20 protein-coding genes are annotated in these 24,237 nt (G+C 52.6%); 17 read left to right on the top strand and 3 right to left on the bottom strand.

The features are described from left to right. Positions 1–12: 12 nt before the first annotated feature. The 3 genes from FDW97_RS08130 (at position 13) to FDW97_RS08120 (ending at position 3,087) form a co-directional block, all read left to right on the top strand. Positions 13–507, top strand: coding sequence for a YfbU family protein (locus FDW97_RS08130; protein WP_038642310.1), 495 nt, complete (start codon positions 13–15; stop codon positions 505–507). Further along, positions 500–1,177, top strand: a complete 678-nt coding sequence (locus FDW97_RS08125; RefSeq protein WP_087051296.1) for a sugar phosphatase — start codon at positions 500–502, stop codon at positions 1,175–1,177. Before FDW97_RS08130 ends, FDW97_RS08125 begins: the two co-directional genes overlap by 8 nt. A 77-nt stretch (positions 1,178–1,254) precedes the next feature. Continuing rightward, positions 1,255–3,087, top strand: a complete 1,833-nt coding sequence (locus FDW97_RS08120) for an SLC13 family permease (protein WP_038642308.1) — start codon at positions 1,255–1,257, stop codon at positions 3,085–3,087. Between the two features lie 48 nt (positions 3,088–3,135). Here the strand turns inward: FDW97_RS08120 and yfbR are convergent, their stop codons facing one another. Both yfbR and alaA read right to left on the bottom strand, forming a co-directional pair. Then, positions 3,136–3,735: a 5'-deoxynucleotidase gene (gene yfbR / locus FDW97_RS08115; protein ID WP_042307093.1), complete on the bottom strand. Its 600-nt coding sequence runs from the start codon at positions 3,733–3,735 to the stop codon at positions 3,136–3,138. A 97-nt stretch (positions 3,736–3,832) separates the two neighbouring features. Continuing rightward, complete coding sequence (gene alaA / locus FDW97_RS08110; protein ID WP_005129483.1) at positions 3,833–5,050, bottom strand: alanine transaminase AlaA; 1,218 nt, start codon at positions 5,048–5,050, stop codon at positions 3,833–3,835. Positions 5,051–5,978: 928 nt separating this feature from the next. Between alaA and lrhA the strand changes: the two genes are divergently transcribed. The 14 genes from lrhA to nuoN all read left to right on the top strand — a co-directional run bounded on the left by lrhA (position 5,979) and on the right by nuoN (position 22,655). Next, a complete protein-coding gene (gene lrhA, locus FDW97_RS08105; RefSeq protein WP_038642304.1) occupies positions 5,979–6,917 on the top strand; it encodes a transcriptional regulator LrhA in 939 nt (312 codons plus the stop codon). A gap of 627 nt (positions 6,918–7,544) precedes the next feature. Further along, on the top strand, positions 7,545–7,988 hold the full coding sequence (gene nuoA / locus FDW97_RS08100) for an NADH-quinone oxidoreductase subunit NuoA (protein ID WP_003028077.1): 444 nt from the start codon (positions 7,545–7,547) through the stop codon (positions 7,986–7,988). Between the two features lie 15 nt (positions 7,989–8,003). Next, positions 8,004–8,666 carry an NADH-quinone oxidoreductase subunit NuoB gene (nuoB, locus tag FDW97_RS08095; RefSeq protein ID WP_003028075.1) on the top strand — a complete coding sequence of 221 codons (663 nt, stop codon included), beginning with the start codon at positions 8,004–8,006 and terminating at the stop codon, positions 8,664–8,666. Between the two features lie 85 nt (positions 8,667–8,751). Beyond that, complete coding sequence (nuoC, locus tag FDW97_RS08090) at positions 8,752–10,554, top strand: NADH-quinone oxidoreductase subunit C/D (RefSeq protein WP_006683659.1); 1,803 nt, start codon at positions 8,752–8,754, stop codon at positions 10,552–10,554. Positions 10,555–10,556: 2 nt separating this feature from the next. Further along, positions 10,557–11,057: an NADH-quinone oxidoreductase subunit NuoE gene (gene nuoE / locus FDW97_RS08085; protein ID WP_006683660.1), complete on the top strand. Its 501-nt coding sequence runs from the start codon at positions 10,557–10,559 to the stop codon at positions 11,055–11,057. Beyond that, positions 11,054–12,391 carry an NADH-quinone oxidoreductase subunit NuoF gene (nuoF, locus tag FDW97_RS08080; protein WP_003839356.1) on the top strand — a complete coding sequence of 446 codons (1,338 nt, stop codon included), beginning with the start codon at positions 11,054–11,056 and terminating at the stop codon, positions 12,389–12,391. The genes nuoE and nuoF overlap by 4 nt, the downstream gene beginning before the upstream one ends. Positions 12,392–12,472: 81 nt before the next feature. Next, a complete protein-coding gene (gene nuoG / locus FDW97_RS08075) occupies positions 12,473–15,199 on the top strand; it encodes an NADH-quinone oxidoreductase subunit NuoG (RefSeq protein ID WP_110498804.1) in 2,727 nt (908 codons plus the stop codon). Then, positions 15,196–16,173, top strand: a complete 978-nt coding sequence (gene nuoH, locus FDW97_RS08070; RefSeq protein WP_003028063.1) for an NADH-quinone oxidoreductase subunit NuoH — start codon at positions 15,196–15,198, stop codon at positions 16,171–16,173. The genes nuoG and nuoH overlap by 4 nt, the downstream gene beginning before the upstream one ends. 14 nt (positions 16,174–16,187) lie before the next feature. Beyond that, positions 16,188–16,730, top strand: coding sequence for an NADH-quinone oxidoreductase subunit NuoI (gene nuoI, locus FDW97_RS08065; RefSeq protein WP_003028062.1), 543 nt, complete (start codon positions 16,188–16,190; stop codon positions 16,728–16,730). An 11-nt stretch (positions 16,731–16,741) separates the two neighbouring features. Continuing rightward, a complete protein-coding gene (gene nuoJ / locus FDW97_RS08060) occupies positions 16,742–17,296 on the top strand; it encodes an NADH-quinone oxidoreductase subunit J (protein ID WP_003028059.1) in 555 nt (184 codons plus the stop codon). Beyond that, entirely contained in the window at positions 17,293–17,595 is a 303-nt protein-coding gene (nuoK, locus tag FDW97_RS08055) for an NADH-quinone oxidoreductase subunit NuoK (protein ID WP_006683663.1), read from the top strand. Before nuoJ ends, nuoK begins: the two co-directional genes overlap by 4 nt. Next, a complete protein-coding gene (gene nuoL, locus FDW97_RS08050; protein ID WP_069323385.1) occupies positions 17,592–19,433 on the top strand; it encodes an NADH-quinone oxidoreductase subunit L in 1,842 nt (613 codons plus the stop codon). Before nuoK ends, nuoL begins: the two co-directional genes overlap by 4 nt. Positions 19,434–19,661: 228 nt before the next feature. After that, entirely contained in the window at positions 19,662–21,191 is a 1,530-nt protein-coding gene (gene nuoM / locus FDW97_RS08045) for an NADH-quinone oxidoreductase subunit M (RefSeq protein WP_003027692.1), read from the top strand. Positions 21,192–21,197: 6 nt separating this feature from the next. Beyond that, positions 21,198–22,655: an NADH-quinone oxidoreductase subunit NuoN gene (nuoN, locus tag FDW97_RS08040; protein ID WP_038642295.1), complete on the top strand. Its 1,458-nt coding sequence runs from the start codon at positions 21,198–21,200 to the stop codon at positions 22,653–22,655. Between the two features lie 55 nt (positions 22,656–22,710). On the opposite strand, the gene FDW97_RS08035 is transcribed toward nuoN, so the two are convergent. Further along, on the bottom strand, positions 22,711–24,147 hold the full coding sequence (locus FDW97_RS08035) for a hypothetical protein (RefSeq protein ID WP_137350879.1): 1,437 nt from the start codon (positions 24,145–24,147) through the stop codon (positions 22,711–22,713). Between the last annotated feature and the right edge of the window lie 90 nt (positions 24,148–24,237).

The following is a 24,237-nucleotide window of genomic DNA, read 5'->3' as shown; positions in this document are numbered from 1 at the left end:
CAGGAGTCCCAAATGGAAATGACCAACGCTCAACGTCTGATTTTGTCTAACCAGTACAAAATGATGACTATGCTCGATCCCACTAACGCCGAGCGTTATCGTCGTTTGCAGACGATTATTGAACGCGGTTACGGCTTGCAGATGCGCGAGCTGGATCGTGAATTTGGTGAGCTGACGGAAGAAACCTGTCGTACGGTTATCGATATTATGGAGATGTATCACGCATTACATGTGTCCTGGACTAATCTAAAAGACGCGCAGTCTATTGATGAGCGCCGCGTGACCTTCCTCGGCTTTGACGCTGCAACGGAAGCCCGTTTCCTCGGGTATGTACGGTTTATGGTCAATGTGGAAGGGCGTTATACCCACTTTGATGCGGGTACGCATGGCTTCAACGCCCAGACCCCGATGTGGGAAAAATATCAGCGTATGCTGAATGTCTGGCACTCTTGCCCGCGCCAGTATCACCTGAGCGCGAATGAAATTAACCAAATCATTAATGCCTGAGGGGGCGAGCGTGCAGTGCAAAGGTTTTCTGTTTGATCTGGATGGAACGCTGGTCGATTCCTTACCCGCAGTAGAGCGCGCGTGGTGCAACTGGGCCGATCGTTTTGGCCTCGATCACGCCGAGGTGCTCGGCTTTATTCATGGTAAGCAGGCCATTACCTCCCTGCGACACTTTATGGTGGGCAAGTCCGAGGCGGAGATCGCTGCGGAGTTCACCCGCCTGGAGCAGATCGAAGCGACGGAAACCGCGGGGATCACCGCGCTGCCAGGAGCGGTTGACTTGCTCAACCATCTCAACAAAGCGGGCATTCCATGGGCGATTGTGACTTCCGGTTCAATGCCGGTCGCACGGGCGCGTCATCGTGTCGCAGGACTTCCTGCTCCTGAAGTGTTTGTCACTGCCGAACGGGTAAAAAGAGGTAAGCCAGAGCCAGACGCCTATCTGTTAGGCGCTCAGCTACTGGGCCTGGCGCCACAGGAATGCGCGGTAGTCGAGGATGCGCCCGCTGGGGTGCTCTCGGGACTGGCGGCAGGGTGCCATGTAATAGCGGTAAATGCGCCAGCGGACACGCCGCGTCTGGATGAGGTCGATTTTTCGCTGACCAGTCTGGAACATATTTCTGTGACCAAGCAGCCCAACGGAAATGTGGTCGTTGTAAGAAATACCTGATCATGATTTAGCCCCAGATTGTTGGGGCTTTTTTATGGCAGAATCGCTCCATCCCTCTCATTTAACAAGGATATGTTGTGAACGGTGAATTGATATGGGTTCTCTCATTGCTGGCGATTGCCGTCGTCTTGTTTGCAACTGGCAGAGTGCGTATGGACGCGATCGCTTTGCTGGTCATTATTGCCTTTGTTCTGAGTGGAACATTGAGCATCACAGAAGCTTTTTCCGGGTTCAGCGATCCTAACGTTATTTTGATCGCGGCTTTATTTATTATCGGCGACGGTCTGGTGCGTACCGGGGTGGCGACGGTGATGGGGGCCTGGCTGGTGAAGGTCGCCGGCAGCAGTGAAGTCAAAATGCTGGTGTTGCTGATGATAACCGTGGCCGGGCTCGGTGCGTTTATGAGTTCGACCGGCGTGGTTGCTATCTTTATACCGGTTGTCTTAAGCGTTTCCATGCGCATGCAAATTTCTCCCTCGCGCCTGATGATGCCGCTGAGCTTTGCCGGATTGATAAGCGGTATGATGACGCTGGTGGCGACACCGCCAAACCTGGTCGTCAACAGTGAATTGTTACGCGAAGGACTTAACGGCTTCAGCTTTTTTAGCGTCACTCCGCTGGGGCTGGTGGTTCTGGTGCTTGGCATAATTTATATGCTGCTGATGCGCTTTATGCTGAAGGGCGAAGACTCCGGGCAGCCAGGAGACGGTTGGAAACGCCGGACTTTTCGCGATTTAATCAAAGAGTATCGCCTCACGGGGCGTGCCCGCCGTCTGGCGATTCGCCCTGGTTCACCGATGATTGGCCAGCGTCTGGACGACCTGAAGCTGCGTGAGCGTTACGGAGCAAACGTGATTGGCGTGGAGCGCTGGCGGCGCTTTCGTCGCGTGATTGTTGATGTTAACGGGGTTTCTGAGTTTCGCGCCCGTGACGTGCTGCTGATTGATATGTCTGCAGCGGATGTCGATCTGCGAGAATTTTGCAGTGAGCAACTGCTGGAGCCAATGGTGCTGCGCGGGGAATATTTCTCCGAGCAGGCGCTTGATGTGGGCATGGCCGAGATCTCACTGATCCCTGAATCGGAACTGATTGGCAAAACGGTACGGGAGATAGCCTTTCGTACGCGTTACGGTCTGAATGTGGTCGGCCTGAAACGCGATGGTACGGCGCTGGCAGGCGCGGTGGTGGATGAACCGTTGCTGATGGGGGATATCATTCTGGTGGTGGGTAACTGGAAGCTCATCACACTGCTGGGACAAAAAGGGCGCGACTTCGTGGTGTTGAACATGCCAGCTGAGGTCAGTGAAGCCTCCCCGGCGCACAGTCAGGCGCCGCATGCCATTTTCTGCCTGGTGCTGATGGTGGCCCTGATGCTTACCGATGAAATTCCTAATACGGTTGCCGCAATTATCGCCTGCCTGCTGATGGGGAAATTCCGCTGTATCGATGCCGAAAGCGCCTATAAAGCGATTCACTGGCCGAGCATTATTTTGATCGTCGGGATGATGCCCTTTGCACTGGCGCTACAAAAAACCGGCGGTGTCGATCTGGTAGTAAAAGGACTGATGGACGTCGGCGGCGGGTATGGCCCGTACATGATGTTGGGTTGCCTGTTCGTCCTGTGCGCGAGCATCGGGTTATTTATCTCAAATACTGCGACGGCGGTACTCATGGCGCCAATTGCCCTGGCGGCGGCAAAGTCGATGGGGGTTTCGCCGTATCCTTTTGCAATGGTGATTGCAATGGCAGCATCCGCAGCCTTTATGACACCGGTCTCTTCGCCGGTGAACACGCTGGTGCTGGGGCCGGGTAACTACAGCTTTAGCGATTTCGTGAAAATTGGCGTGCCGTTTACGGTGATCGTGATGGCGGTGTGCGTGGTGATGATCCCGATGCTGTTCCCGTTTTGATTTTTATGTGCCGGATAAGACGTTGACGTCGCCATCCGGCAACATCGTTTAAAGCGGTGAATCCTGGCTGATCTCATCTAATGAGAGGTGAAAACTCGGGACAAACACCTCCATAAAATAGTCCATCTCTTCGCTGCGCCGCGACTCCAGCGTTTTTTCCAGCCGCGTTTTCGCCAACAAGAACTCATTATTGCCCGCCGAAAGCTCTTCCAGACACTTCAGATAAGCGCACAGCGCATCGGCCTGTTTGACAATAGATTTCTCTTCTTCGCTGTAAGCATGTTCATCAATCAGCGGAGCAAAAATATCGCGTAGCTCGTCGGGCACCATATCGACCAGCTTTTGCTGGGCAATTTTCTCTATCGCTTTATATTCCTGGGCGATTTGTGAGTTGAAGTATTTTACCGGGGTAGGGAGGTCACCGGTCAGCACCTCTGAAGCGTCATGGTACATTGCCAACAGGGCAATGCGCTCTGCATTAAGCTGACCACCAAATTTACGGTTTTTGATCGCCGCCAGCGCATGAGCGACCATGGCGACTTGCAAACTATGCTCGGACACATTTTCGGTGCGCACGTTGCGCATCAGCGGCCAGCGGTTAATGAGCTTCAGGCGGGAGAGGTGGGCAAAAAAATGGCTCTGCTTCATAACGACCCTTATATGATGGCAACCTAAGAGTCATTGTGCGCAGAGAAGGCTGTCAGATGCAAATACTCGTCATACTGATCCAACAGCCCATGTTTTATTACAGCTGGTGATACCCTGACAGGAAGCGCTCAAATTTACTCAGCGACATTTCGATATCGTCAATGCGCGGGAGCGTGACGATGCGGAAATGATCCGGCCACGGCCAGTTGAACGCGGTCCCCTGAACCAGCAGCACTTTTTCCTGCAACAGGAAGTCGAGCACCATTTTCTGGTCGTCATGAATGTTGAAGCGTTTAGCGTCGATTTTCGGGAACATATACAGCGCGCCGCGCGGTTTCACGCAGGAGACGCCGGGAATATCATTGAGTAACTCCCAGGCGCGGTTGCGTTGTTCATACAGGCGCCCGCCAGGCATGATAAATTCACTGATGCTCTGGTATCCGCCCAGCGCGGTCTGAATCGCATGTTGCGCCGGAACGTTAGCACATAAGCGCATAGAGGCCAGCATCTCAAGACCTTCGATGTACCCCTTGGCATGTTTCTTCGGCCCGTTCAGCACCATCCAGCCCTGACGGAAACCGGCAACGCGATAGGTTTTTGACAGGCCGTTGAAGGTAATAGTCAGCAGGTCCGGCGCCATCGCGGCGATCGAGTGGTGTTCAGCATCATCGTAGAGAATTTTGTCGTAAATCTCATCCGCAAAAATGATGAGGTTGTTCTGGCGAGCAATTTCAACAATCTCCATCAGCAGCTCTTTGGAATACACAGCGCCGGTTGGGTTGTTGGGGTTAATGATGACGATCCCACGCGTACGCGGGGTAATTTTGGCGCGAATGTCGTCAAGGTCCGGGAACCAGTCAGATGATTCGTCACACAGGTAATGCACGGCGTTACCGCCGGAGAGCGATACCGCTGCCGTCCACAGTGGATAATCAGGTGCCGGAACGAGCATTTCGTCCCCACTGTTCAGCAATGCCTGCATGGCCTGCACAATCAATTCGGAAACGCCGTTACCGATATAGATATCTTCCACGGTCACATCGCGCATCCCGCGGGCCTGGTAATGCTGCATGATCGCTTTACGGGCTGAATAAAGACCTTTGGAGTCGCAATATCCTTGCGCTGTTGGCAAATTGCGGATCACATCAACCAGAATTTCGTCTGGCGCTTCAAACCCGAATGGCGCCGGGTTGCCGATGTTAAGTTTCAGAACTTTATTGCCTTCTTCTTCCAGGCGCTTTGCTTCCTTCAGAACCGGGCCGCGAATGTCATAACAGACGTTTTCTAATTTGCTGGATTTTTCAATGGGGGACATGAACGTTGACCTTTTTAGCTGTGAATGCCACTCCCTGCCGTGGAAGTCAGCCCAGCACAATGTACTCCCACGACGGTAAGTTTTGAAGGGTCTTTAGTAGAAGATTTTGAAAATCCATGAAGTTATAATTAACTGTTAATAACTAAATAACGCAATTATCATGAAATAATAATCTGGAAAATTGTATTATATTGGTGATGTGTTTTGTAGTGTTGGTTTGGGTGTGGTGGTTTGTCTGGTCAAAAAAAACTTAACTCTGTAAAGCAAAAGATCGCCGACACATAAGCGGTATGACGTCATTCGAAAATACTGAGGTTTTATCTGCGAGGGCTGTTATCGGCCTGATCCGTGCGTGGTACGGTGTGAATTCATTGTTAAGTATAATTAATGAATTGAAGGATTCTTAATTAATTATTATTTAATATTTAAATCGCATTAAATTGAATGGCCTAATAATACGAAAACCGCAGTTCAGACATAACCTCAGGTAGACTCGAATTATTCGCGATAACACTTATAAATATAGTGGTTTTAGGTTAAGATAAGTCTCATGAAATGGTGCGTAGTACGAATTTTACGATAATTCAAATGTTTGTTGGTTGTTCCTAACGTACTGAAAAGTTAGTTTTTAATGTGTAAATTATTGTTCGTTAAGTTTTTTTTAAATTTACAAAATTTACATGTTTTCCATTAGTCAGAATCATCCAGCAGCTAAAAATATGGCCCTTTCTCGTTGCTATATTCCGATGAGTGTCACGGTTATTATATAGCGTAGAAAGAGAATTGTTTCGTTTGTTAAACCAAATACATCCTTATTTTCACTTGGTTACACTAAGCGAAACTGCAAGGAAGGCAGATAACAAATGGAGTGGTTTGATTCTGAATGCACAGCATTAACCCGGTATGACCCGCGAGTAAGTGAAAAACTATGATAAATGCAAATCGTCCGATAATTAACCTCGACCTCGATCTGCTGAGAACCTTCGTTGCTGTTGCCGACCTGAATACCTTCGCGGCTGCGGCAGCTGCGGTATGTCGCACTCAGTCTGCGGTGAGTCAGCAAATGCAGCGTCTTGAGCAACTCGTGGGGAAAGAGTTGTTCGCGCGTCATGGACGCAACAAACTGCTGACCGAACATGGTATACAGCTGTTGGGTTACGCCAGAAAAATATTGCGTTTTAATGATGAGGCATGCTCATCATTAATGTTTAACAATCTTCAGGGAGTGTTAACTATTGGCGCTTCTGATGAATCCGCCGATACGATACTGCCTTTCCTGCTCAACCGTATAAGCTCGGTTTATCCGAAGCTTGCATTGGATGTAAGGGTCAAGCGCAACGCCTATATGGTGGATATGCTGAAGTCGCAAGAAGTGGATTTGGTGGTAACGACTAACCGTCCGGGCGATTTTGAATGCCTGAATCTGCGCACTTCGCCAACGCACTGGTATTGTGCGGCCGAATATATCCTGCAAAAAGGTGAGCCGGTCCCGTTGGTGCTGTTGGACGATCCGAGCCCGTTCCGCGATATGGTGTTGGCAACGCTGAATGCTGCGCAGATCCCGTGGCGCTTAGCGTATGTTGCTTCAACATTGCCTGCGGTTCGTGCTGCGGTCAAAGCCGGTCTGGGCGTTACTGCGCGTCCCGTTGAAATGATGAGCCCTGATTTACGCGTACTGGGCGCGGCGGACGGATTACCGCCATTGCCTGATACCGAGTATCTGTTGTGCTGCGATCCGGCTACGCAAAATGATTTAGCTCAGGTGATCTTTAACTCGATGCAGACATATCAAAACCCTTGGCAATACAATCAGTTTACCCCTGAAGGGGGAGATGATTCGCTCCTTATTGAAGGCGACTTCGAGTAACGCGTCACAAAAAACGTTTTAAAATGTAAGTGTAAAAAAAGAGCCGCTAATGATGAAAAAACATCCAGCGGCTCTTTTTTTATGCAAATAACATTGGTTTATGTCATTTGCTATACTAAAACTTAACAAAATCAGCGGGTAAAAAAACAGCCAGCAAATAGGGTGAAAAATAATCAGCAGAAGTGTTAATTGTTTCCATGTTAAAAAACTAGAGAAATTGTTGCTGTTTTTTATGGTGAATTAACAAAAGCGTGTCACAGATCAAGAAAATACTCCCATTTAGGGGGAGGCATTAGTGTGAATTCCTGTCAAAATAGACGAGTATTATCTTTTTTACTTCACTACGGACACGATTCAACAACATTAAAAAAGACCGATGATGCAACCGAAATGGGTGTAAACAGCACTTTATGTTAATGAGGTTGGAGTGGTGTAAAATAATGTGAGGAAACTTTTGTTAAAGTTGACAAAAGGTTATAGAAAGGAGTAAAAAACCCCATCAATTGGCTGTATAAAATGGTTTTCTACAGTGATTGTAAGGTTTTTTTTATTCCTCCCCATGAATCGATGTGGCGTTCATCTGCCGAAAAGAGCAGAGAATTTGGCGCTACTTTTGATGAGTAAGCAATGAGTATGTCAACATCCACTGAAATCATCGCTCATCACTGGGCATTCGCTATCTTTCTTATTGTCGCCATTGGCCTGTGCTGCCTGATGCTTGTCGGCGGCTGGTTTTTAGGTGGTCGCGCGCGCGCGAGATCTAAAAACGTGCCGTTTGAATCAGGTATCGACTCGGTCGGCACCGCCCGCTTGCGCCTGTCTGCCAAGTTTTATCTGGTAGCCATGTTCTTCGTTATCTTCGACGTTGAAGCGCTGTATCTGTTCGCATGGTCAACATCTATCCGTGAAAGCGGTTGGATTGGCTTTGTGGAAGCTGCAATTTTTATTTTTGTGTTACTGGCTGGTCTGGTTTATCTGGTGCGTATTGGCGCGCTGGACTGGACGCCCGCGCGTTCACGCCGCGAGCGTATGAACCCGGAAACGAACAGTATCGCTAATCGTCAACGCTAACCGCGAGGCATTAAGATGGATTATACGCTCACCCGCATAGATCCTAACGGTGAGAACGACCGTTACCCCCTGCAAAAACAGGAGATCGTAACCGACCCCCTGGAGCAAGAAGTTAATAAAAACGTGTTCATGGGCAAGCTCCATGACATGGTTAACTGGGGCCGTAAAAACTCAATTTGGCCATATAACTTTGGCCTTTCCTGCTGCTACGTTGAGATGGTGACCTCGTTTACCGCTGTGCACGATGTGGCCCGTTTTGGTGCGGAAGTACTGCGTGCATCGCCGCGTCAGGCTGACCTGATGGTCGTGGCTGGAACCTGCTTTACCAAAATGGCACCGGTTATTCAGCGCCTCTACGATCAGATGCTGGAACCAAAATGGGTTATTTCCATGGGCGCATGCGCCAACTCCGGCGGTATGTACGACATCTATTCTGTGGTGCAGGGCGTTGATAAATTTATTCCGGTCGATGTGTACATCCCGGGATGCCCGCCGCGTCCAGAAGCGTATATGCAGGCTCTGATGCTGCTGCAGGATTCCATTGGCAAAGAACGCCGTCCGCTCTCCTGGGTGGTTGGGGATCAGGGCGTTTATCGCGCCAATATGCAGTCAGAACGCGAGCGTAAACGCGGTGAACGTATTGCTGTAACGAATCTTCGTACACCAGACGAGATTTAATTTGCGCCTGTCGGCAGCCGCACTTCCTTCGCTTATCACTACATAAATAGCGCGAAGCACTGCCGACTACCACGGACCATTTACAATGGTGAACAATATGACCGACTTAACCGCGCAAGATGCTGTATGGCAAACACGGGATCACCTTGATGACCCGGTCATTGGCGAACTGCGCAACCGTTTTGGGCCGGATGCCTTTACCGTTCAGGCGACTCGCACCGGGGTACCCGTTGTTTGGGTCAAGCGTGAACAATTACTGGAAGTTGGCGATTTCTTAAAGAGACTGCCGAAACCTTACGTCATGCTGTTTGACTTACATGGCATGGACGAACGTCTGCGTACGCACCGCGAAGGGTTACCTGCCGCGGATTTTTCCGTTTTCTATCACCTGATTTCTATTGAACGCAATCGCGATATCATGCTCAAGGTGGCGTTGTCTGAAAACGATCTGCGTGTACCGACTTTTACCAAACTGTTCCCCAACGCCAACTGGTATGAGCGTGAAACCTGGGAAATGTTTGGTATCGATATCGAAGGCCACCCGCATCTGACGCGTCTGCTGATGCCGCATACCTGGCAAGGCCACCCGCTGCGTAAAGATTACCCGGCGCGTGCGACCGAATTCGATCCGTTTGAGCTGACCAAAGCCAAACAGGATCTGGAAATGGAAGCGCTGACCTTCAAACCCGAAGACTGGGGCATGAAGCGTGGTACCGAAAACGAGGACTTCATGTTCCTCAACCTCGGCCCTAACCACCCGTCTTCTCACGGCGCGTTCCGTATTGTGCTGCAGCTTGATGGCGAAGAAATCGTCGACTGCGTGCCTGACATCGGTTACCACCACCGTGGCGCTGAAAAGATGGGTGAACGTCAGTCCTGGCACAGTTACATTCCGTACACTGACCGTATCGAATATCTCGGCGGCTGCGTCAACGAAATGCCTTACGTACTGGCGGTTGAGAAACTGGCGGGCATCACCACGCCGGATCGCGTCAACGTGATTCGCGTTATGTTGTCTGAATTGTTCCGTATCAACAGCCACCTGCTGTACATCTCCACGTTCATTCAGGACGTCGGCGCGATGACGCCGGTTTTCTTCGCCTTTACCGATCGTCAGAAAATTTATGACGTGGTGGAAGCGATCACCGGTTACCGTATGCACCCGGCCTGGTTCCGTATCGGCGGTGTCGCACACGATCTGCCGCGCGGTTGGGACAAGCTGCTGCGTGACTTCCTCGACTGGATGCCAAAACGTCTGGATTCCTACGAGAAAGCTGCACTGCGTAACACCATCCTGAAAGGTCGTTCCCAAGGTGTTGCCGCCTATGGCAAGAAAGAAGCGCTGGACTGGGGTTGTACCGGTGCTGCGCTGCGTGCGACCGGTATTGATTTCGACGTGCGTAAAGCCCGTCCATACTCTGGCTACGAAAACTTTGACTTTGAAGTTCCGGTTGGCGGCGGCGTGTCTGACTGCTATACCCGCGTAATGCTGAAAGTTGAAGAGCTGCGCCAGAGTCTGCGCATCCTTGAGCAGTGCCTCAACAACATGCCGGAAGGCCCGTTCAAAGCGGATCACCCGCTGACTACGCCGCCGCCGAAAGAGCGCACGCTGCAACATATCGAAACCCTGATCACCCACTTCCTGCAGGTTTCGTGGGGACCGGTTATGCCGGCAAACGAGTCCTTCCAGATGGTGGAAGCGACCAAGGGTATCAACAGTTACTACCTGACCAGCGATGGCAGCACCATGAGTTACCGTACTCGTATCCGTACCCCGAGCTATGCGCACCTGCAGCAGATCCCGGTAGCGGTACGCGGCAGCCTGGTGTCCGACCTTATCGTCCATCTGGGTAGTATTGATTTTGTTATGTCAGATGTGGACCGCTAATTATGCACGAGAATCAACAACCACAAACCGAGGCTTTTGAGCTGAGTGCGGCTGAGCGTGAAGCGATTGAGCACGAGAAGCACCACTACGAAGACCCGCGTGCGGCGTCCATTGAAGCGCTGAAAATCGTTCAGAAGCAGCGTGGCTGGGTGCCGGACGGGGCGATCTATGCGATCGCGGATGTGCTGGGTATCCCGGCAAGCGACGTAGAAGGTGTTGCCACGTTCTATAGCCAGATCTTTCGCCAGCCGGTAGGTCGCCACGTGATCCGCTATTGCGATAGCGTGGTGTGCCATATCAATGGTTATCAGGGGATCCAGGCTGCGCTTGAGAAAAAACTCAACATCAAGCCGGGGCAGACGACCTTTGATGGTCGCTTTACGCTGCTGCCGACCTGCTGCCTGGGGAACTGTGATAAAGGGCCGAACATGATGATCGATGACGACACTCATGCTCACCTGACCCCGGAAGGCATTCCTGAACTGCTGGAGCGGTATAAATGAAAGATATTATCCGTACTCCCGAAACACATCCGCTGACCTGGCGTCTGCGTGATGACAAACAGCCAGTCTGGCTGGACGAATACCGTAGCAAAAACGGTTACGAAGGTGCGCGTAAGGCCCTGACCGGCCTGTCACCGGACGAAATCGTCAATCAGGTAAAAGACGCTGGCCTGAAAGGGCGCGGCGGCGCGGGCTTTTCCACCGGTCTGAAGTGGAGCCTGATGCCGAAAGACGAATCCATGAACATCCGTTACCTGCTGTGTAACGCCGATGAAATGGAACCGGGCACCTATAAAGACCGCCTGCTGATGGAACAACTGCCGCACCTGCTGGTGGAAGGCATGCTGATTTCCGCGTTTGCGCTGAAAGCGTACCGTGGTTACATCTTCCTGCGCGGTGAATATATCGAGGCGGCTGTGCATCTGCGCCGCGCGATTGCCGAAGCAACCGAAGCCGGTCTGCTTGGCAAAAACATCATGGGCACCGGTTTCGACTTCGAACTGTTTGTCCATACCGGGGCAGGGCGTTACATCTGCGGTGAAGAAACCGCGCTGATCAACTCCCTCGAAGGTCGTCGCGCTAACCCGCGTTCCAAGCCGCCGTTCCCGGCAAGCTCTGGCGCATGGGGTAAGCCGACCTGCGTTAACAACGTCGAAACCCTGTGTAACGTACCGGCCATCCTCGCCAATGGCGTGGAGTGGTATCAGAACATCTCGAAGAGCAAAGATGCGGGCACCAAGCTGATGGGCTTCTCCGGTCGTGTGAAGAACCCTGGCCTGTGGGAACTGCCGTTTGGCACCACCGCGCGTGAGATCCTCGAAGACTACGCGGGCGGTATGCGTGATGGCCTGAAATTCAAGGCCTGGCAGCCGGGCGGCGCGGGAACCGACTTCCTGACCGAGGCGCATCTTGACCTGCCGATGGAGTTCGAAAGCATCGGTAAAGCAGGCAGCCGTCTGGGTACTGCGCTGGCAATGGCCGTTGACCACGAGATTGGCATGGTACCGCTGGTGCGTAACCTCGAAGAGTTCTTCGCCCGCGAGTCCTGCGGCTGGTGTACGCCGTGCCGTGACGGTCTGCCGTGGAGCGTAAAAATTCTGCGTGCGCTGGAGCGTGGCGAAGGCCAGCCTGGGGATATCGAGACACTTGAGCAACTGTGTCGTTTCCTCGGCCCGGGTAAAACCTTCTGTGCACACGCACCGGGCGCGGTGGAGCCGCTGCAGAGCGCCATTAAATATTTCCGCGAAGAATTCGAAGCTGGCATCAAGCAGACCTTCAGCAATACCCACGCTATTGGTGGTATTCAGCCGAACCTGCTGAAAGAGCGCTGGTAATTGCAGGTTACCCCCTGCATCGCGATAAGTAATTCGATTAACGCTTAGTCCCTGACTAAGCCAACTGGAAGCATGCTGACTATGGCTACGATTCATGTAGACGGCAAAGAATATGAGGTCAACGGAGCGGACAACCTGCTGGAAGCTTGTCTGTCTCTCGGCCTTGATATTCCGTACTTTTGCTGGCATCCGGCGCTGGGCAGCGTCGGTGCTTGCCGCCAGTGTGCGGTGAAGCAATATCAAAACGCGGAAGATACGCGTGGTCGCCTGGTGATGTCTTGTATGACACCAGCCACCGAAGGCACCTTTATTTCTATTGATGACGAAGAAGCGAAACAGTTCCGCGAAAGCGTTGTTGAGTGGTTGATGACCAACCACCCGCACGACTGTCCGGTCTGCGAAGAGGGCGGTAACTGCCACCTGCAGGATATGACCGTCATGACCGGTCATAGCTTCCGTCGCTATCGCTTCACGAAGCGTACGCACCGCAACCAGGACCTGGGGCCGTTCATCTCTCACGAAATGAACCGCTGTATCGCCTGCTATCGCTGCGTACGTTACTACAAAGATTACGCCGATGGCGCGGATCTGGGCGTGTATGGCGCGCATGACAACGTCTACTTCGGTCGCCCGGAAGACGGTACGCTGGAAAGCGAATTCTCCGGTAACCTGGTCGAGATTTGCCCGACCGGCGTGTTCACCGATAAAACGCACTCCGAGCGCTACAACCGTAAGTGGGACATGCAGTTTGCGCCGAGCATCTGCCAGCAGTGTTCCATTGGCTGTAACACCAGCCCGGGCGAGCGCTATGGTGAACTGCGTCGTATCGAAAACCGTTACAACGGTACCGTTAACCACTACTTCCTCTGCGACCGTGGTCGTTTTGGCTATGGTTACGTGAACCTGAAAGACCGTCCGCGTCAGCCGGTACAGCGTCGTGGCGATGATCTGATCACGCTCAACGCCGAACAGGCGATGCAGGGCGCGGCAGATATTCTGCGCCAGTCGAAGAAAGTGATTGGTATCGGCTCCCCGCGTGCCAGCGTTGAAAGCAACTTCGCGCTGCGTGAACTGGTCGGCGCGGATAACTTCTATACCGGTATCGCCCAGGGTGAGCAGGAACGTCTGCAGCTGGCGCTGAGCGTGCTGCGTGACGGCGGTATTCACACTCCGGCGCTGCGTGAAATCGAGTCTTACGATGCGGTTCTGGTGCTGGGCGAAGACGTCACCCAGACCGGCGCGCGCGTTGCGCTGGCGGTGCGTCAGGCGGTGAAAGGTAAAGCACGCGAAATGGCGGCGGCGCAGAAAGTGGCCGACTGGCAGATTGCGGCAATCCTTAACATCGGTCAGCGCGCTAAGCACCCGCTGTTTGTGACTAACGTCGATAATACCCGTCTGGATGATATCGCTGCATGGACCTACCGTGCGCCGGTTGAAGATCAGGCGCGTTTAGGTTTCGCTATCGCCCACGCGCTGGATAACAACGCCCCGGCGGTTGACGGTATCGATCGTGACCTGCAGAACAAAATTGACGTGATCGTTCAGGCATTAGCCGGAGCGAAGAAACCACTGATTATTTCCGGCACCAACGCCGGTAGCGCCGAAGTAATTCAGGCTGCTGCCAACGTGGCGAAGGCGCTGAAAGGTCGTGGCGCTGACGTCGGCATTACCATGATTGCGCGCTCTGTTAACAGCATGGGCCTGGGTATGATTGGCGGTGGTTCTCTTGACGATGCGCTGACCGAGCTGGAAACAGGTCGTGCTGACGCCGTTGTGGTGCTGGAAAATGACCTGCATCGCCATGCTTCAGCAACGCGTGTTAATGCCGCGCTGGCGAAAGCGCCGCTGGTACTGGTTGTTGACCATCAGCGTACAGCAATTATGGAAAACGCCCATCTGGTGCTTTCCGCCGCGAGCTTTGCCGAAAGCGATGGGACGGTGATTAACAACGAAGGCCGCGCGCAGCGCTTCTTCCAGGTCTATGACCCTTCCTACTACGACAGCAACACCGTGATGCTGGAAAGCTGGCGCTGGCTGCACTCGCTGCACAGCACCGTGCAGAGCCGTGAAGTGGACTGGACGCAGCTCGACCATGTTATCGACGCGGTTGTTGAGAAGCTGCCGCAATTGGCTGGGATCAAAGATGCCGCGCCGGATGCAAGCTTCCGTATCCGTGGACAGAAACTGGCGCGTGAGCCGCACCGCTACAGCGGTCGTACCGCGATGCGGGCTAACATCAGCGTCCATGAACCTCGTCAGCCGCAGGATAAAGACACCATGTTCGCCTTCTCGATGGAAGGGAACAACCAGCCGTCTGCGCCGCGTTCACAAATTCCGTTTGCCTGGGCTCCGGGCTGGAACTCCCCACAGGCGTGGAACAAGTTCCAGGATGAAGTGGGCGGTAAACTGCGTCATGGCGATCCGGGCGTGCGTCTGATTGAAGCCTCTGCGGGCGGTATGGATTACTTCACTACCGTTCCGGCGAGCTTCGAAGCTCAGGATGGTCAGTGGCGTATCGCGCCGTACTACCATCTGTTTGGTAGCGACGAATTGTCCCAGCGTGCGCCGGTCTTCCAGACTCGTATGCCGCAGCCGTACATCAAACTTAACCCGGCAGACGCCGCGAAGTTGGGTGTTAATGCCGGTACCCGTGTTTCTTTCAGCTACGATGGCAATACGGTCACGCTGCCGGTTGAAATCGCTGAAGGATTAACGGCAGGGCAGGTTGGTTTACCGATGGGTATGCCTGGCATCGCGCCGGTTCTGGCAGGCGCGCGTCTTGAGGATCTGCAGGAGGCACAGCAATGAGTTGGATTACACCCGATCTGATTGAGATCCTGCTGAGCATTCTCAAAGCGGTGGTGATTCTGCTGGTGGTGGTCACCTGCGGGGCATTCATGAGCTTTGGCGAACGTCGTCTGCTGGGTCTGTTCCAGAACCGTTACGGGCCGAACCGTGTTGGCTGGGGCGGTTCGCTCCAGCTGGTTGCGGACATGATCAAGATGTTCTTTAAAGAAGACTGGATCCCGAAATTCTCGGATCGCGTCATCTTTACCCTGGCGCCGATGATCGCCTTTACCTCGCTGCTGCTGGCTTTCGCCATCGTGCCGGTGAGCCCAAACTGGGTCGTTGCTGACCTGAACATCGGCATCCTGTTCTTCCTGATGATGGCAGGTCTCGCGGTATACGCGGTACTGTTCGCTGGTTGGTCGAGCAACAACAAATACTCGCTGCTGGGGGCGATGCGTGCTTCTGCGCAGACGCTGAGCTACGAAGTGTTCCTCGGACTGTCCCTGATGGGCGTGGTGGCGCAAGCCGGTTCATTCAACATGACCGACATTGTCAATAACCAGGCTGATATCTGGAACGTTATTCCGCAGTTCTTTGGTTTTGTCACCTTTGCCATCGCGGGCGTGGCAGTATGTCACCGTCACCCGTTTGACCAGCCAGAAGCCGAACAGGAACTGGCCGACGGTTACCACATTGAATATTCCGGTATGAAATTCGGTCTGTTCTTCGTGGGCGAGTACATCGGTATCGTCACCATTTCTGCACTGATGGTTACCCTGTTCTTCGGTGGCTGGCATGGCCCGTTCTTACCGCCATTCGTCTGGTTCGCGCTGAAAACCGCGTTCTTCATGATGATGTTCATTTTGATTCGTGCGTCGTTACCGCGTCCTCGTTATGACCAGGTAATGTCCTTCGGCTGGAAAGTCTGTCTGCCGCTGACGCTCGTCAACTTGTTGGTAACGGCGGCTGTCATTCTGTGGCAGGCGCAATAAGGGACACAAAGACCATGACCTTAAAAGAATTGTTCGTAGGTTTCGGCACCCAGGTACGCAGTATCTGGATGATCGGCCTGCATGCGTTCGCGAAACGCGAAACGCAGATGTACCCGGAAGAGCCGGTCTATCTCCCGCCCCGTTTTCGTGGTCGTATCGTTTTGACCCGCGACCCGGACGGTGAAGAGCGCTGCGTTGCCTGTAACCTGTGCGCGGTAGCATGTCCGGTAGGCTGTATCTCTCTGCAAAAAGCAGAGACCAAAGACGGCCGCTGGTATCCGGAGTTTTTCCGCATTAACTTCTCACGCTGCATTTTCTGCGGTCTGTGTGAAGAAGCCTGTCCGACAACGGCTATTCAGCTGACTCCAGATTTCGAGCTGGGTGAGTACAAGCGCCAGGACCTGGTTTACGAGAAAGAGGATCTGCTGATCTCCGGTCCGGGCAAATACCCGGAATATAACTTCTACCGGATGGCAGGTATGGCAATCGACGGCAAAGATAAGGGCGAAGCAGAGAACGAAGCCAAGCCTATCGACGTCAAGAGCCTGTTACCGTAAGGAGAGGGGCAATGGAGTTCGCTTTTTATATCTGTGGCCTGATAGCCATTCTCGCAACCTTGCGGGTGATCACCCACACCAATCCGGTACACGCACTGCTGTATCTGATTATTTCGCTGCTGGCGATTTCCGGGGTGTTCTTCTCGTTAGGCGCTTACTTCGCCGGTGCGCTGGAAATTATCGTCTACGCGGGCGCCATCATGGTGCTGTTCGTGTTCGTGGTAATGATGCTCAACCTCGGTGGTTCTGAAATTGAACAGGAACGCCAATGGCTGAAACCGCAGGTGTGGATTGGTCCGGCGATTCTGTCGGCCATCATGCTGGTGGTGATTGTGTACGCCATTCTTGGCGTTAACGATCAGGGCATCGACGGTACGCCAATTAGCGCGAAAGCGGTCGGTATTTCCCTGTTCGGACCGTATGTACTGGCGGTCGAACTGGCTTCGATGCTGCTGCTGGCGGGCCTGGTTGTGGCCTTCCACGTGGGTCGCGAAGAGCGTTCAGGTGAAGTACTGAGCAATCGCACCGATGACCGTGCGAAAAGAAAAACGGAGGAGCACGCATGATCCCCTTACAACATGGACTGATCCTCGCGGCTGTCTTATTCGTGCTGGGCTTAACCGGTCTGGTTATCCGCCGCAATCTGCTGTTTATGCTGATTGGGCTGGAAATCATGATTAACGCCTCCGCGCTGGCCTTTGTGGTCGCCGGAAGCTACTGGGGCCAGACCGATGGTCAGGTGATGTACATTCTCGCCATCAGCCTCGCGGCTGCGGAAGCGAGCATTGGACTTGCGCTGTTGCTGCAACTTCATCGCCGTCGCCAGAACCTGAACATCGATTCAGTAAGTGAGATGCGTGGATGAACATGCTTGCCTTAACCATTATTCTGCCATTTATTGGCTTCGTATTACTGGCATTCTCTCGCGGTCGTTGGTCAGAAAATCTGTCCGCTACCGTGGGCGTTGGCTCTATTGGCCTGGCTGCGCTGGTGACGGCGTTTGTTGGCGTTGACTTCTTTGCTAATGGTCAACAAGCCTACAGTCAGCCGCTGTGGACGTGGATGTCTGTCGGTGACTTCAACATCGGCTTTAACCTGGTGCTGGATGGCCTGTCGCTGACTATGCTCAGCGTGGTGACCGGCGTCGGTTTCCTGATCCACATGTTCGCCTCCTGGTATATGCGTGGAGAAGAGGGCTACTCTCGTTTCTTCGCTTACACCAACCTGTTTATCGCCAGCATGGTGGTTCTGGTACTGGCGGATAACCTGCTGCTGATGTATCTCGGTTGGGAAGGCGTGGGCCTGTGTTCCTATCTGCTGATCGGTTTCTACTACAGCGATCCGAAGAATGGCGCTGCGGCAATGAAAGCCTTCGTGGTGACCCGTGTCGGTGACGTGTTCCTCGCCTTCGCGCTGTTCATCCTCTACAACGAGCTGGGCACGCTGAACTTCCGCGAAATGGTTGAACTGGCGCCTGCGCACTTTGCCGACGGCAACAACATGCTGATGTGGGCGACCCTGATGCTGCTGGGTGGTGCGGTAGGTAAATCCGCACAGCTGCCGTTGCAGACCTGGCTTGCTGACGCGATGGCCGGCCCGACGCCTGTCTCCGCGCTGATCCACGCCGCGACGATGGTTACCGCAGGTGTCTACCTGATTGCACGTACCCATGGTCTGTTCCTGATGACCCCGGAAATCCTGCATCTGGTGGGGATTATCGGTGCGATCACGCTGGTGCTGGCAGGTTTTGCCGCGCTGGTACAGACCGACATCAAACGCGTTCTCGCTTACTCCACCATGAGCCAGATTGGCTACATGTTCCTGGCGCTCGGCGTTCAGGCATGGGATGCGGCGATTTTCCACTTGATGACTCACGCCTTCTTTAAAGCGCTGCTGTTCCTGGCGTCCGGCTCGGTTATCCTGGCCTGTCATCACGAACAGAACATCTTCAAGATGGGCGGCCTGCGTAAATCTATTCCGCTGGTGTATCTCTGCTTCCTGGTGGGCGGCGCGGCGCTGTCGGCTCTGCCGCTGATTACCGCAGGCTTCTTCAGTAAGGATGAGATTCTGGCCGGTGCGATGGCGAACGGTCATATCAATCTGATGGTTGCAGGACTGGTCGGTGCGTTTATGACCTCGCTGTACACCTTCCGAATGATTTTCATCGTATTCCACGGTAAAGAACAAATTCACGCTCACGCCGGGAAGGGGATTACCCATCATCTGCCGCTGATTGTGCTGATGATCCTGTCCACCTTTGTTGGCGCGCTGATCGTACCGCCGCTGCAGGGAGTGCTGCCTGCAACGACCGAACTTGAGCATGGTCGCGTCATGACGCTGGAAATTACCTCTGGTATCGTCGCGATTGCGGGCATCCTGATCGCAGCATGGCTGTGGCTGGGTAAACGTACGCTTGTGACGTCGATTGCCAACAGTGCGCCGGGCCGTCTGCTGGGTACCTGGTGGTATAACGCCTGGGGCTTTGACTGGTTGTACGACAAAGTATTCGTTAAGCCGTTCCTGGGCATTGCCTGGCTGCTGAAACGCGACCCGCTGAACTCAATGATGAACATTCCGGCTGTCCTTTCCCGCTTTGCAGGTAAAGGCCTGTTGTTAAGCGAGAACGGTTATCTGCGCTGGTATGTGGCATCGATGAGCATCGGCGCCGTCGTTGTGCTGGCACTGTTGATGGTACTGCGTTGAGTTTGAGGGTTGGTATTGTGCCCGACACAACAAACCCAAAGAGAATTTTTAAAATTCGTTGAAAATCAGGTCCAAAAGGACAGGCGTTATCGGCGAAGTCAGAGTGGACACCGCCTGCGCACAGCAACCGGAGCGTACTGAAGTACGTGAGGGTTGCGAGCACAGCCGGGGTTCGCTATGACGAGTGAGATAGCCTGAACGGGACTTAAACAAGGAACAAAGATCACCATGTTATTACCTTGGTTGATATTAATCCCTTTCATCGGTGGCTTCCTGTGCTGGCAGACCGAACGCTTTGGCGTGAAGGTGCCGCGCTGGATCGCGCTGATTACCATGGGACTGACGCTGGCGCTTGGCCTGCAACTGTGGTTGCAGGGCGGCTATTCACTGACGCAATCTGCGGGTATTCCGCAGTGGCAGTCTGAGTTTGTCCTGCCGTGGATCCCACGTTTTGGCATCTCTATCCATTTAGCAATCGACGGCTTGTCGCTGCTGATGGTAGTGCTGACCGGCCTGCTCGGCGTTCTGGCGGTCCTTTGCTCCTGGAATGAAATCGAAAAATACCAGGGCTTCTTCCACCTGAACCTGATGTGGATCTTAGGCGGCGTGATCGGCGTGTTCCTGGCCATCGACATGTTCCTGTTCTTCTTCTTCTGGGAAATGATGCTGGTGCCGATGTACTTCCTGATCGCGCTGTGGGGGCATAAAGCCTCTGACGGGAAAACGCGTATCACGGCGGCGACCAAGTTCTTCATTTATACCCAGGCGAGTGGTCTGGTGATGTTGATTGCCATCCTGGCGCTGGTGTTTGTGCACTACAAAGCGACCGGCGTGTGGACCTTCAACTATGAAGAGCTGCTGAATACCCCGATGTCTCATGGCGTGGAATACCTGCTGATGCTGGGCTTCTTCATCGCCTTTGCGGTGAAAATGCCAGTGGTTCCGCTGCATGGCTGGTTGCCGGACGCGCACTCCCAGGCTCCGACCGCAGGTTCCGTTGACCTGGCGGGGATCTTGCTGAAAACCGCAGCCTACGGTCTGCTGCGTTTCTCTCTGCCGCTGTTCCCGAACGCGTCGGCGGAGTTTGCGCCTATCGCCATGTGGCTTGGCGTAATTGGTATCTTCTACGGCGCGTGGATGGCCTTTAATCAGTACGACATCAAACGTCTGATTGCCTATACCTCCGTATCCCACATGGGCTTCGTGCTGATTGCTATCTACACCGGCAGCCAACTGGCCTACCAGGGCGCGGTAATTCAGATGATTGCGCACGGTCTGTCCGCAGCCGGTCTGTTCATCCTGTGTGGTCAGCTGTACGAACGTCTGCACACGCGTGACATGCGTATGATGGGTGGTCTGTGGGGCAAAATGAAATGGTTGCCTGCGCTGTCCATGTTCTTCGCAGTCTGTACGCTGGGTATGCCGGGTACAGGTAACTTCGTTGGCGAATTTATGATTCTGTTCGGCAGCTACCAGGTGGTTCCGGTTATTACCGTGATCTCGACCTTTGGTCTGGTGTTTGCCTCTGTATACTCGCTGGCGATGCTGCATCGCGCTTACTTTGGTAAGGCGAAGAGCCAGATTGCCAGTGTAGAACTGCCAGGGATGTCGCTGCGTGAGCTGTTTATCATCCTGTTGCTGGTCGTGCTTCTGGTACTGCTTGGCTTCTATCCGCAGCCGATTCTGGATACCTCGCATTCTGCGATGAGCAACATCCAGCAGTGGTTTGTTAATTCCGTTACTACTACAAGGCCGTAAATCGCCATGACAATAACTCCACAACACCTGATTGCGCTGCTACCGCTGCTGATCGTCGGCTTGACGGTGGTGGTTGTGATGCTCTCCATTGCGTGGCGACGCAATCACTTCCTCAATGCCACGCTGTCGGTCATTGGGCTTAACGCCGCGTTGGTTTCGCTCTGGTTTGTTGGCCAGGCGGGCGCTATGGACGTCACCCCGCTGATGCGGGTTGACGGTTTCGCCATGCTCTATACCGGGCTGGTGCTGCTGGCGAGTCTTGCCACCTGTACCTTTGCTTACCCGTGGCTGGAAGGTTACGACGACAACCGGGAAGAGTTCTACCTGCTGGTGCTGATTGCTGCCCTCGGCGGTATTCTGCTGGCAAATGCTAACCATCTGGCGGCGCTGTTCCTCGGTATCGAACTGATTTCTCTGCCGCTGTTTGGTCTGGTTGGCTATGCGTTCCGTCAGAAACGTTCTCTGGAAGCCAGTATCAAATACACCATTCTGTCTGCCGCAGCGTCTTCCTTCCTGCTGTTCGGTATGGCGCTGGTGTACGCGCAGTCTGGCAACCTGTCGTTTGTTGCGCTCGGTAAGAGCCTTGGCGACGGCATGCTGCACGAACCGCTGCTGCTGGCGGGCTTCGGTCTGATGATTGTTGGCCTCGGCTTTAAACTCTCGCTGGTTCCGTTCCACCTGTGGACGCCAGACGTATACCAGGGCGCTCCGGCTCCGGTTTCCACCTTCCTGGCGACGGCGAGCAAAATCGCTATCTTCGGCGTAGTGATGCGTCTGTTCCTGTATGCGCCGGTTGGCGACAGCGAAGCGGTACGTACCGTGCTGGGCGTGATCGCCTTTGCTTCCATCATCTTCGGTAACCTGATGGCGCTGAGCCAGACCAACATCAAGCGTCTGCTCGGTTACTCCTCCATCTCTCACCTCGGCTATCTGCTGGTGGCGTTGATTGCCCTGCAGAGCGGCGAGATGTCGATGGAAGCGGTTGGCGTTTACCTGGCCGGTTACCTGTTCAGCAGCCTCGGCGCGTTCGGTGTGGTCAGCCTGATGTCCAGCCCGTACCGTGGCCCGGATGCAGATTCTCTGTTCTCCTACCGTGGTCTGTTCTGGCATCGCCCGATCCTCGCGGCAGTGATGACGGTAATGATGCTGTCTCTGGCGGGTATCCCGATGACGCTGGGCTTTATCGGTAAGTTCTACGTGTTGGCGGTCGGTGTGCAGGCTAACCTGTGGTGGCTGGTTGCTGCCGTGGTGGTCGGTTCCGCGATTGGTTTGTACTACTACCTGCGTGTTGCCGTGAGCTTGTACCTGAGCGCGCCGCAACAGCTGAACCGCGATGCGCCGTCTAACTGGCAGTACAGCGCGGGTGGGATCGTGGTGCTGATTTCTGCTCTGTTGGTGCTGGTGCTGGGTATCTGGCCGCAACCGCTGATCAGCATTGTGCAGTTAGCGGCACCGCTGATGTAATACATCATGCTGTAAACAAAAAAGAGTCTGGGCAATGTCCAGACTCTTTTTTTATCTATATAGTGATGCCATAGGCCTGAAGTTTCTGTATAAATTTAATCGCACCCTTAAAGTTTAAGTGGTCGCCATCCTGAAAGTCGTGACGAGTAAAGTCCGGGTCACCACTCATATCGATAAGTACAATATTTTCCTTATTTAATGTGATTTGTTGATAAAATGAAAAAGCCTCATTGACCATTTCTTTATTAATGTTTTCTATATATTTCTGTGGCTGAGGGGGAAATACTATATACATAGCGTATTTATTCTTCTCAGCATTGTGGACCATTTTCTCAATATTACGAGAATTCGAACTCAATGATTCCTTATGACGAAAAAGTTTGGAATGATTGCTGCCGCGCTGTATGCTGAGTTTATCCATTTCTTCTTCGCACATTGAACTTTCATTTCTTTGCTCATCAATTGCCATATGAAAGTCAAAGTTGAGATATTTATGGTTAACAATGTCTGTTATTGCGGCTATCAACTTTGCTTCAGATATAAATAAACTTAACAGGTTTTTTTCAATGCTACTGCTAATTGACGCTGGTTGGTATATCTCATCATGATTGCTGGTGAAAATTTCTTCATCATATTGAATGTATGGGATATTATTTTTTTTGGCGAAAAATTTAAGCTCCTTAAATACGCCACTGTTAAAGGTGCCTTTACTTCTGGCCAATTCATGGTGTAAATCAAAAAAACTCGTGATATGAATATGTTTTTTTAACTTGCCACTCTGAGACAGATGTTCAGTGATAGCCAGGGCAAAGGCAGTATCACCACTTTTAACGGACATATTGGCTGTACAGGTAGTCAATTGCGTTGGTACACCCCACCAGGCATATGACGACCCGGTAACGACATTATCAATAATCTGTGTATTGTATTTTTTGTATTCATGTTCCAGATACATGGCATATTTTTTGTTAGTCCCACAAGTCACACGTAGAGGACTATAGTAGATGTAAGAGAAGACATTCGCGCAGTCGAATTTTCTTCTTAAAATATGGCTTCCTTCATCATCATAGATGAGAATTTTAGTTGCATTATCGGGTGACGGATGATTGATGGCCTGGATACAGTGTTCAACGTCAGTGGTGATGTCCAGATGTATAAGTTGTGACTGAAAACGATCCGCGATAATGGTACTAAAACTGAGATAATGACTATGGGTGCCATAAAAGAAAATCTTATATTGCGCGGAGCGCAGGAGCGTCATCCAGTATTCTGAAATTATAGGAAGAATAATGTCTACGTCTTTTTCAGTGATATCTCTTGTCGTGAGCGGTATGAGGTTATTGATTAAGGTGACAGATTGTTCATTCTCCTCTATATGTTGCTGGCCTGCGATTAAAGTATTCTTGATATTGTCGATGTCTAAATTAAGTTTGTATTTGGCCAGGGATTTTGCATGTTTTTGGAGATCTTTTATGAAACGGTGTTTATCCACGTCACTGCCTGCTTAGAAATGTGAAAATCATGTAGGATAATTGTTGAGGCTATTTTTTGACTCAACGGCTGATATCTAAAAGCGGCAATT

Origin of the sequence: Citrobacter sp. wls708, from assembly GCF_005281255.1 — a bacterium.
In the GTDB taxonomy this organism is placed as follows: domain Bacteria; phylum Pseudomonadota; class Gammaproteobacteria; order Enterobacterales; family Enterobacteriaceae; genus Citrobacter; species Citrobacter werkmanii.
This window is presented reverse-complemented; position numbering and strand designations above follow the sequence as displayed.

Excerpts from the sequence above, each read along its gene's own strand:
- nuoA (WP_003028077.1), top strand. The coding sequence starts at position 7,545 with ATGAGTATGTCAACATCCACTGAAATCATCGCTCATCACTGGGCATTC.
- nuoG (WP_110498804.1), top strand. The coding sequence starts at position 12,473 with ATGGCTACGATTCATGTAGACGGCAAAGAATATGAGGTCAACGGAGCG.
- alaA (WP_005129483.1), bottom strand. The coding sequence starts at position 5,050 with ATGTCCCCCATTGAAAAATCCAGCAAATTAGAAAACGTCTGTTATGAC.
- FDW97_RS08125 (WP_087051296.1), top strand. The coding sequence starts at position 500 with ATGCCTGAGGGGGCGAGCGTGCAGTGCAAAGGTTTTCTGTTTGATCTG.
- nuoN (WP_038642295.1), top strand. The coding sequence starts at position 21,198 with ATGACAATAACTCCACAACACCTGATTGCGCTGCTACCGCTGCTGATC.
- nuoI (WP_003028062.1), top strand. The coding sequence starts at position 16,188 with ATGACCTTAAAAGAATTGTTCGTAGGTTTCGGCACCCAGGTACGCAGT.
- nuoM (WP_003027692.1), top strand. The coding sequence starts at position 19,662 with ATGTTATTACCTTGGTTGATATTAATCCCTTTCATCGGTGGCTTCCTG.
- nuoF (WP_003839356.1), top strand. The coding sequence starts at position 11,054 with ATGAAAGATATTATCCGTACTCCCGAAACACATCCGCTGACCTGGCGT.
- nuoE (WP_006683660.1), top strand. The coding sequence starts at position 10,557 with ATGCACGAGAATCAACAACCACAAACCGAGGCTTTTGAGCTGAGTGCG.
- yfbR (WP_042307093.1), bottom strand. The coding sequence starts at position 3,735 with ATGAAGCAGAGCCATTTTTTTGCCCACCTCTCCCGCCTGAAGCTCATT.
- FDW97_RS08130 (WP_038642310.1), top strand. The coding sequence starts at position 13 with ATGGAAATGACCAACGCTCAACGTCTGATTTTGTCTAACCAGTACAAA.
- nuoK (WP_006683663.1), top strand. The coding sequence starts at position 17,293 with ATGATCCCCTTACAACATGGACTGATCCTCGCGGCTGTCTTATTCGTG.
- nuoL (WP_069323385.1), top strand. The coding sequence starts at position 17,592 with ATGAACATGCTTGCCTTAACCATTATTCTGCCATTTATTGGCTTCGTA.
- nuoJ (WP_003028059.1), top strand. The coding sequence starts at position 16,742 with ATGGAGTTCGCTTTTTATATCTGTGGCCTGATAGCCATTCTCGCAACC.
- nuoH (WP_003028063.1), top strand. The coding sequence starts at position 15,196 with ATGAGTTGGATTACACCCGATCTGATTGAGATCCTGCTGAGCATTCTC.
- nuoB (WP_003028075.1), top strand. The coding sequence starts at position 8,004 with ATGGATTATACGCTCACCCGCATAGATCCTAACGGTGAGAACGACCGT.
- lrhA (WP_038642304.1), top strand. The coding sequence starts at position 5,979 with ATGATAAATGCAAATCGTCCGATAATTAACCTCGACCTCGATCTGCTG.
- nuoC (WP_006683659.1), top strand. The coding sequence starts at position 8,752 with ATGGTGAACAATATGACCGACTTAACCGCGCAAGATGCTGTATGGCAA.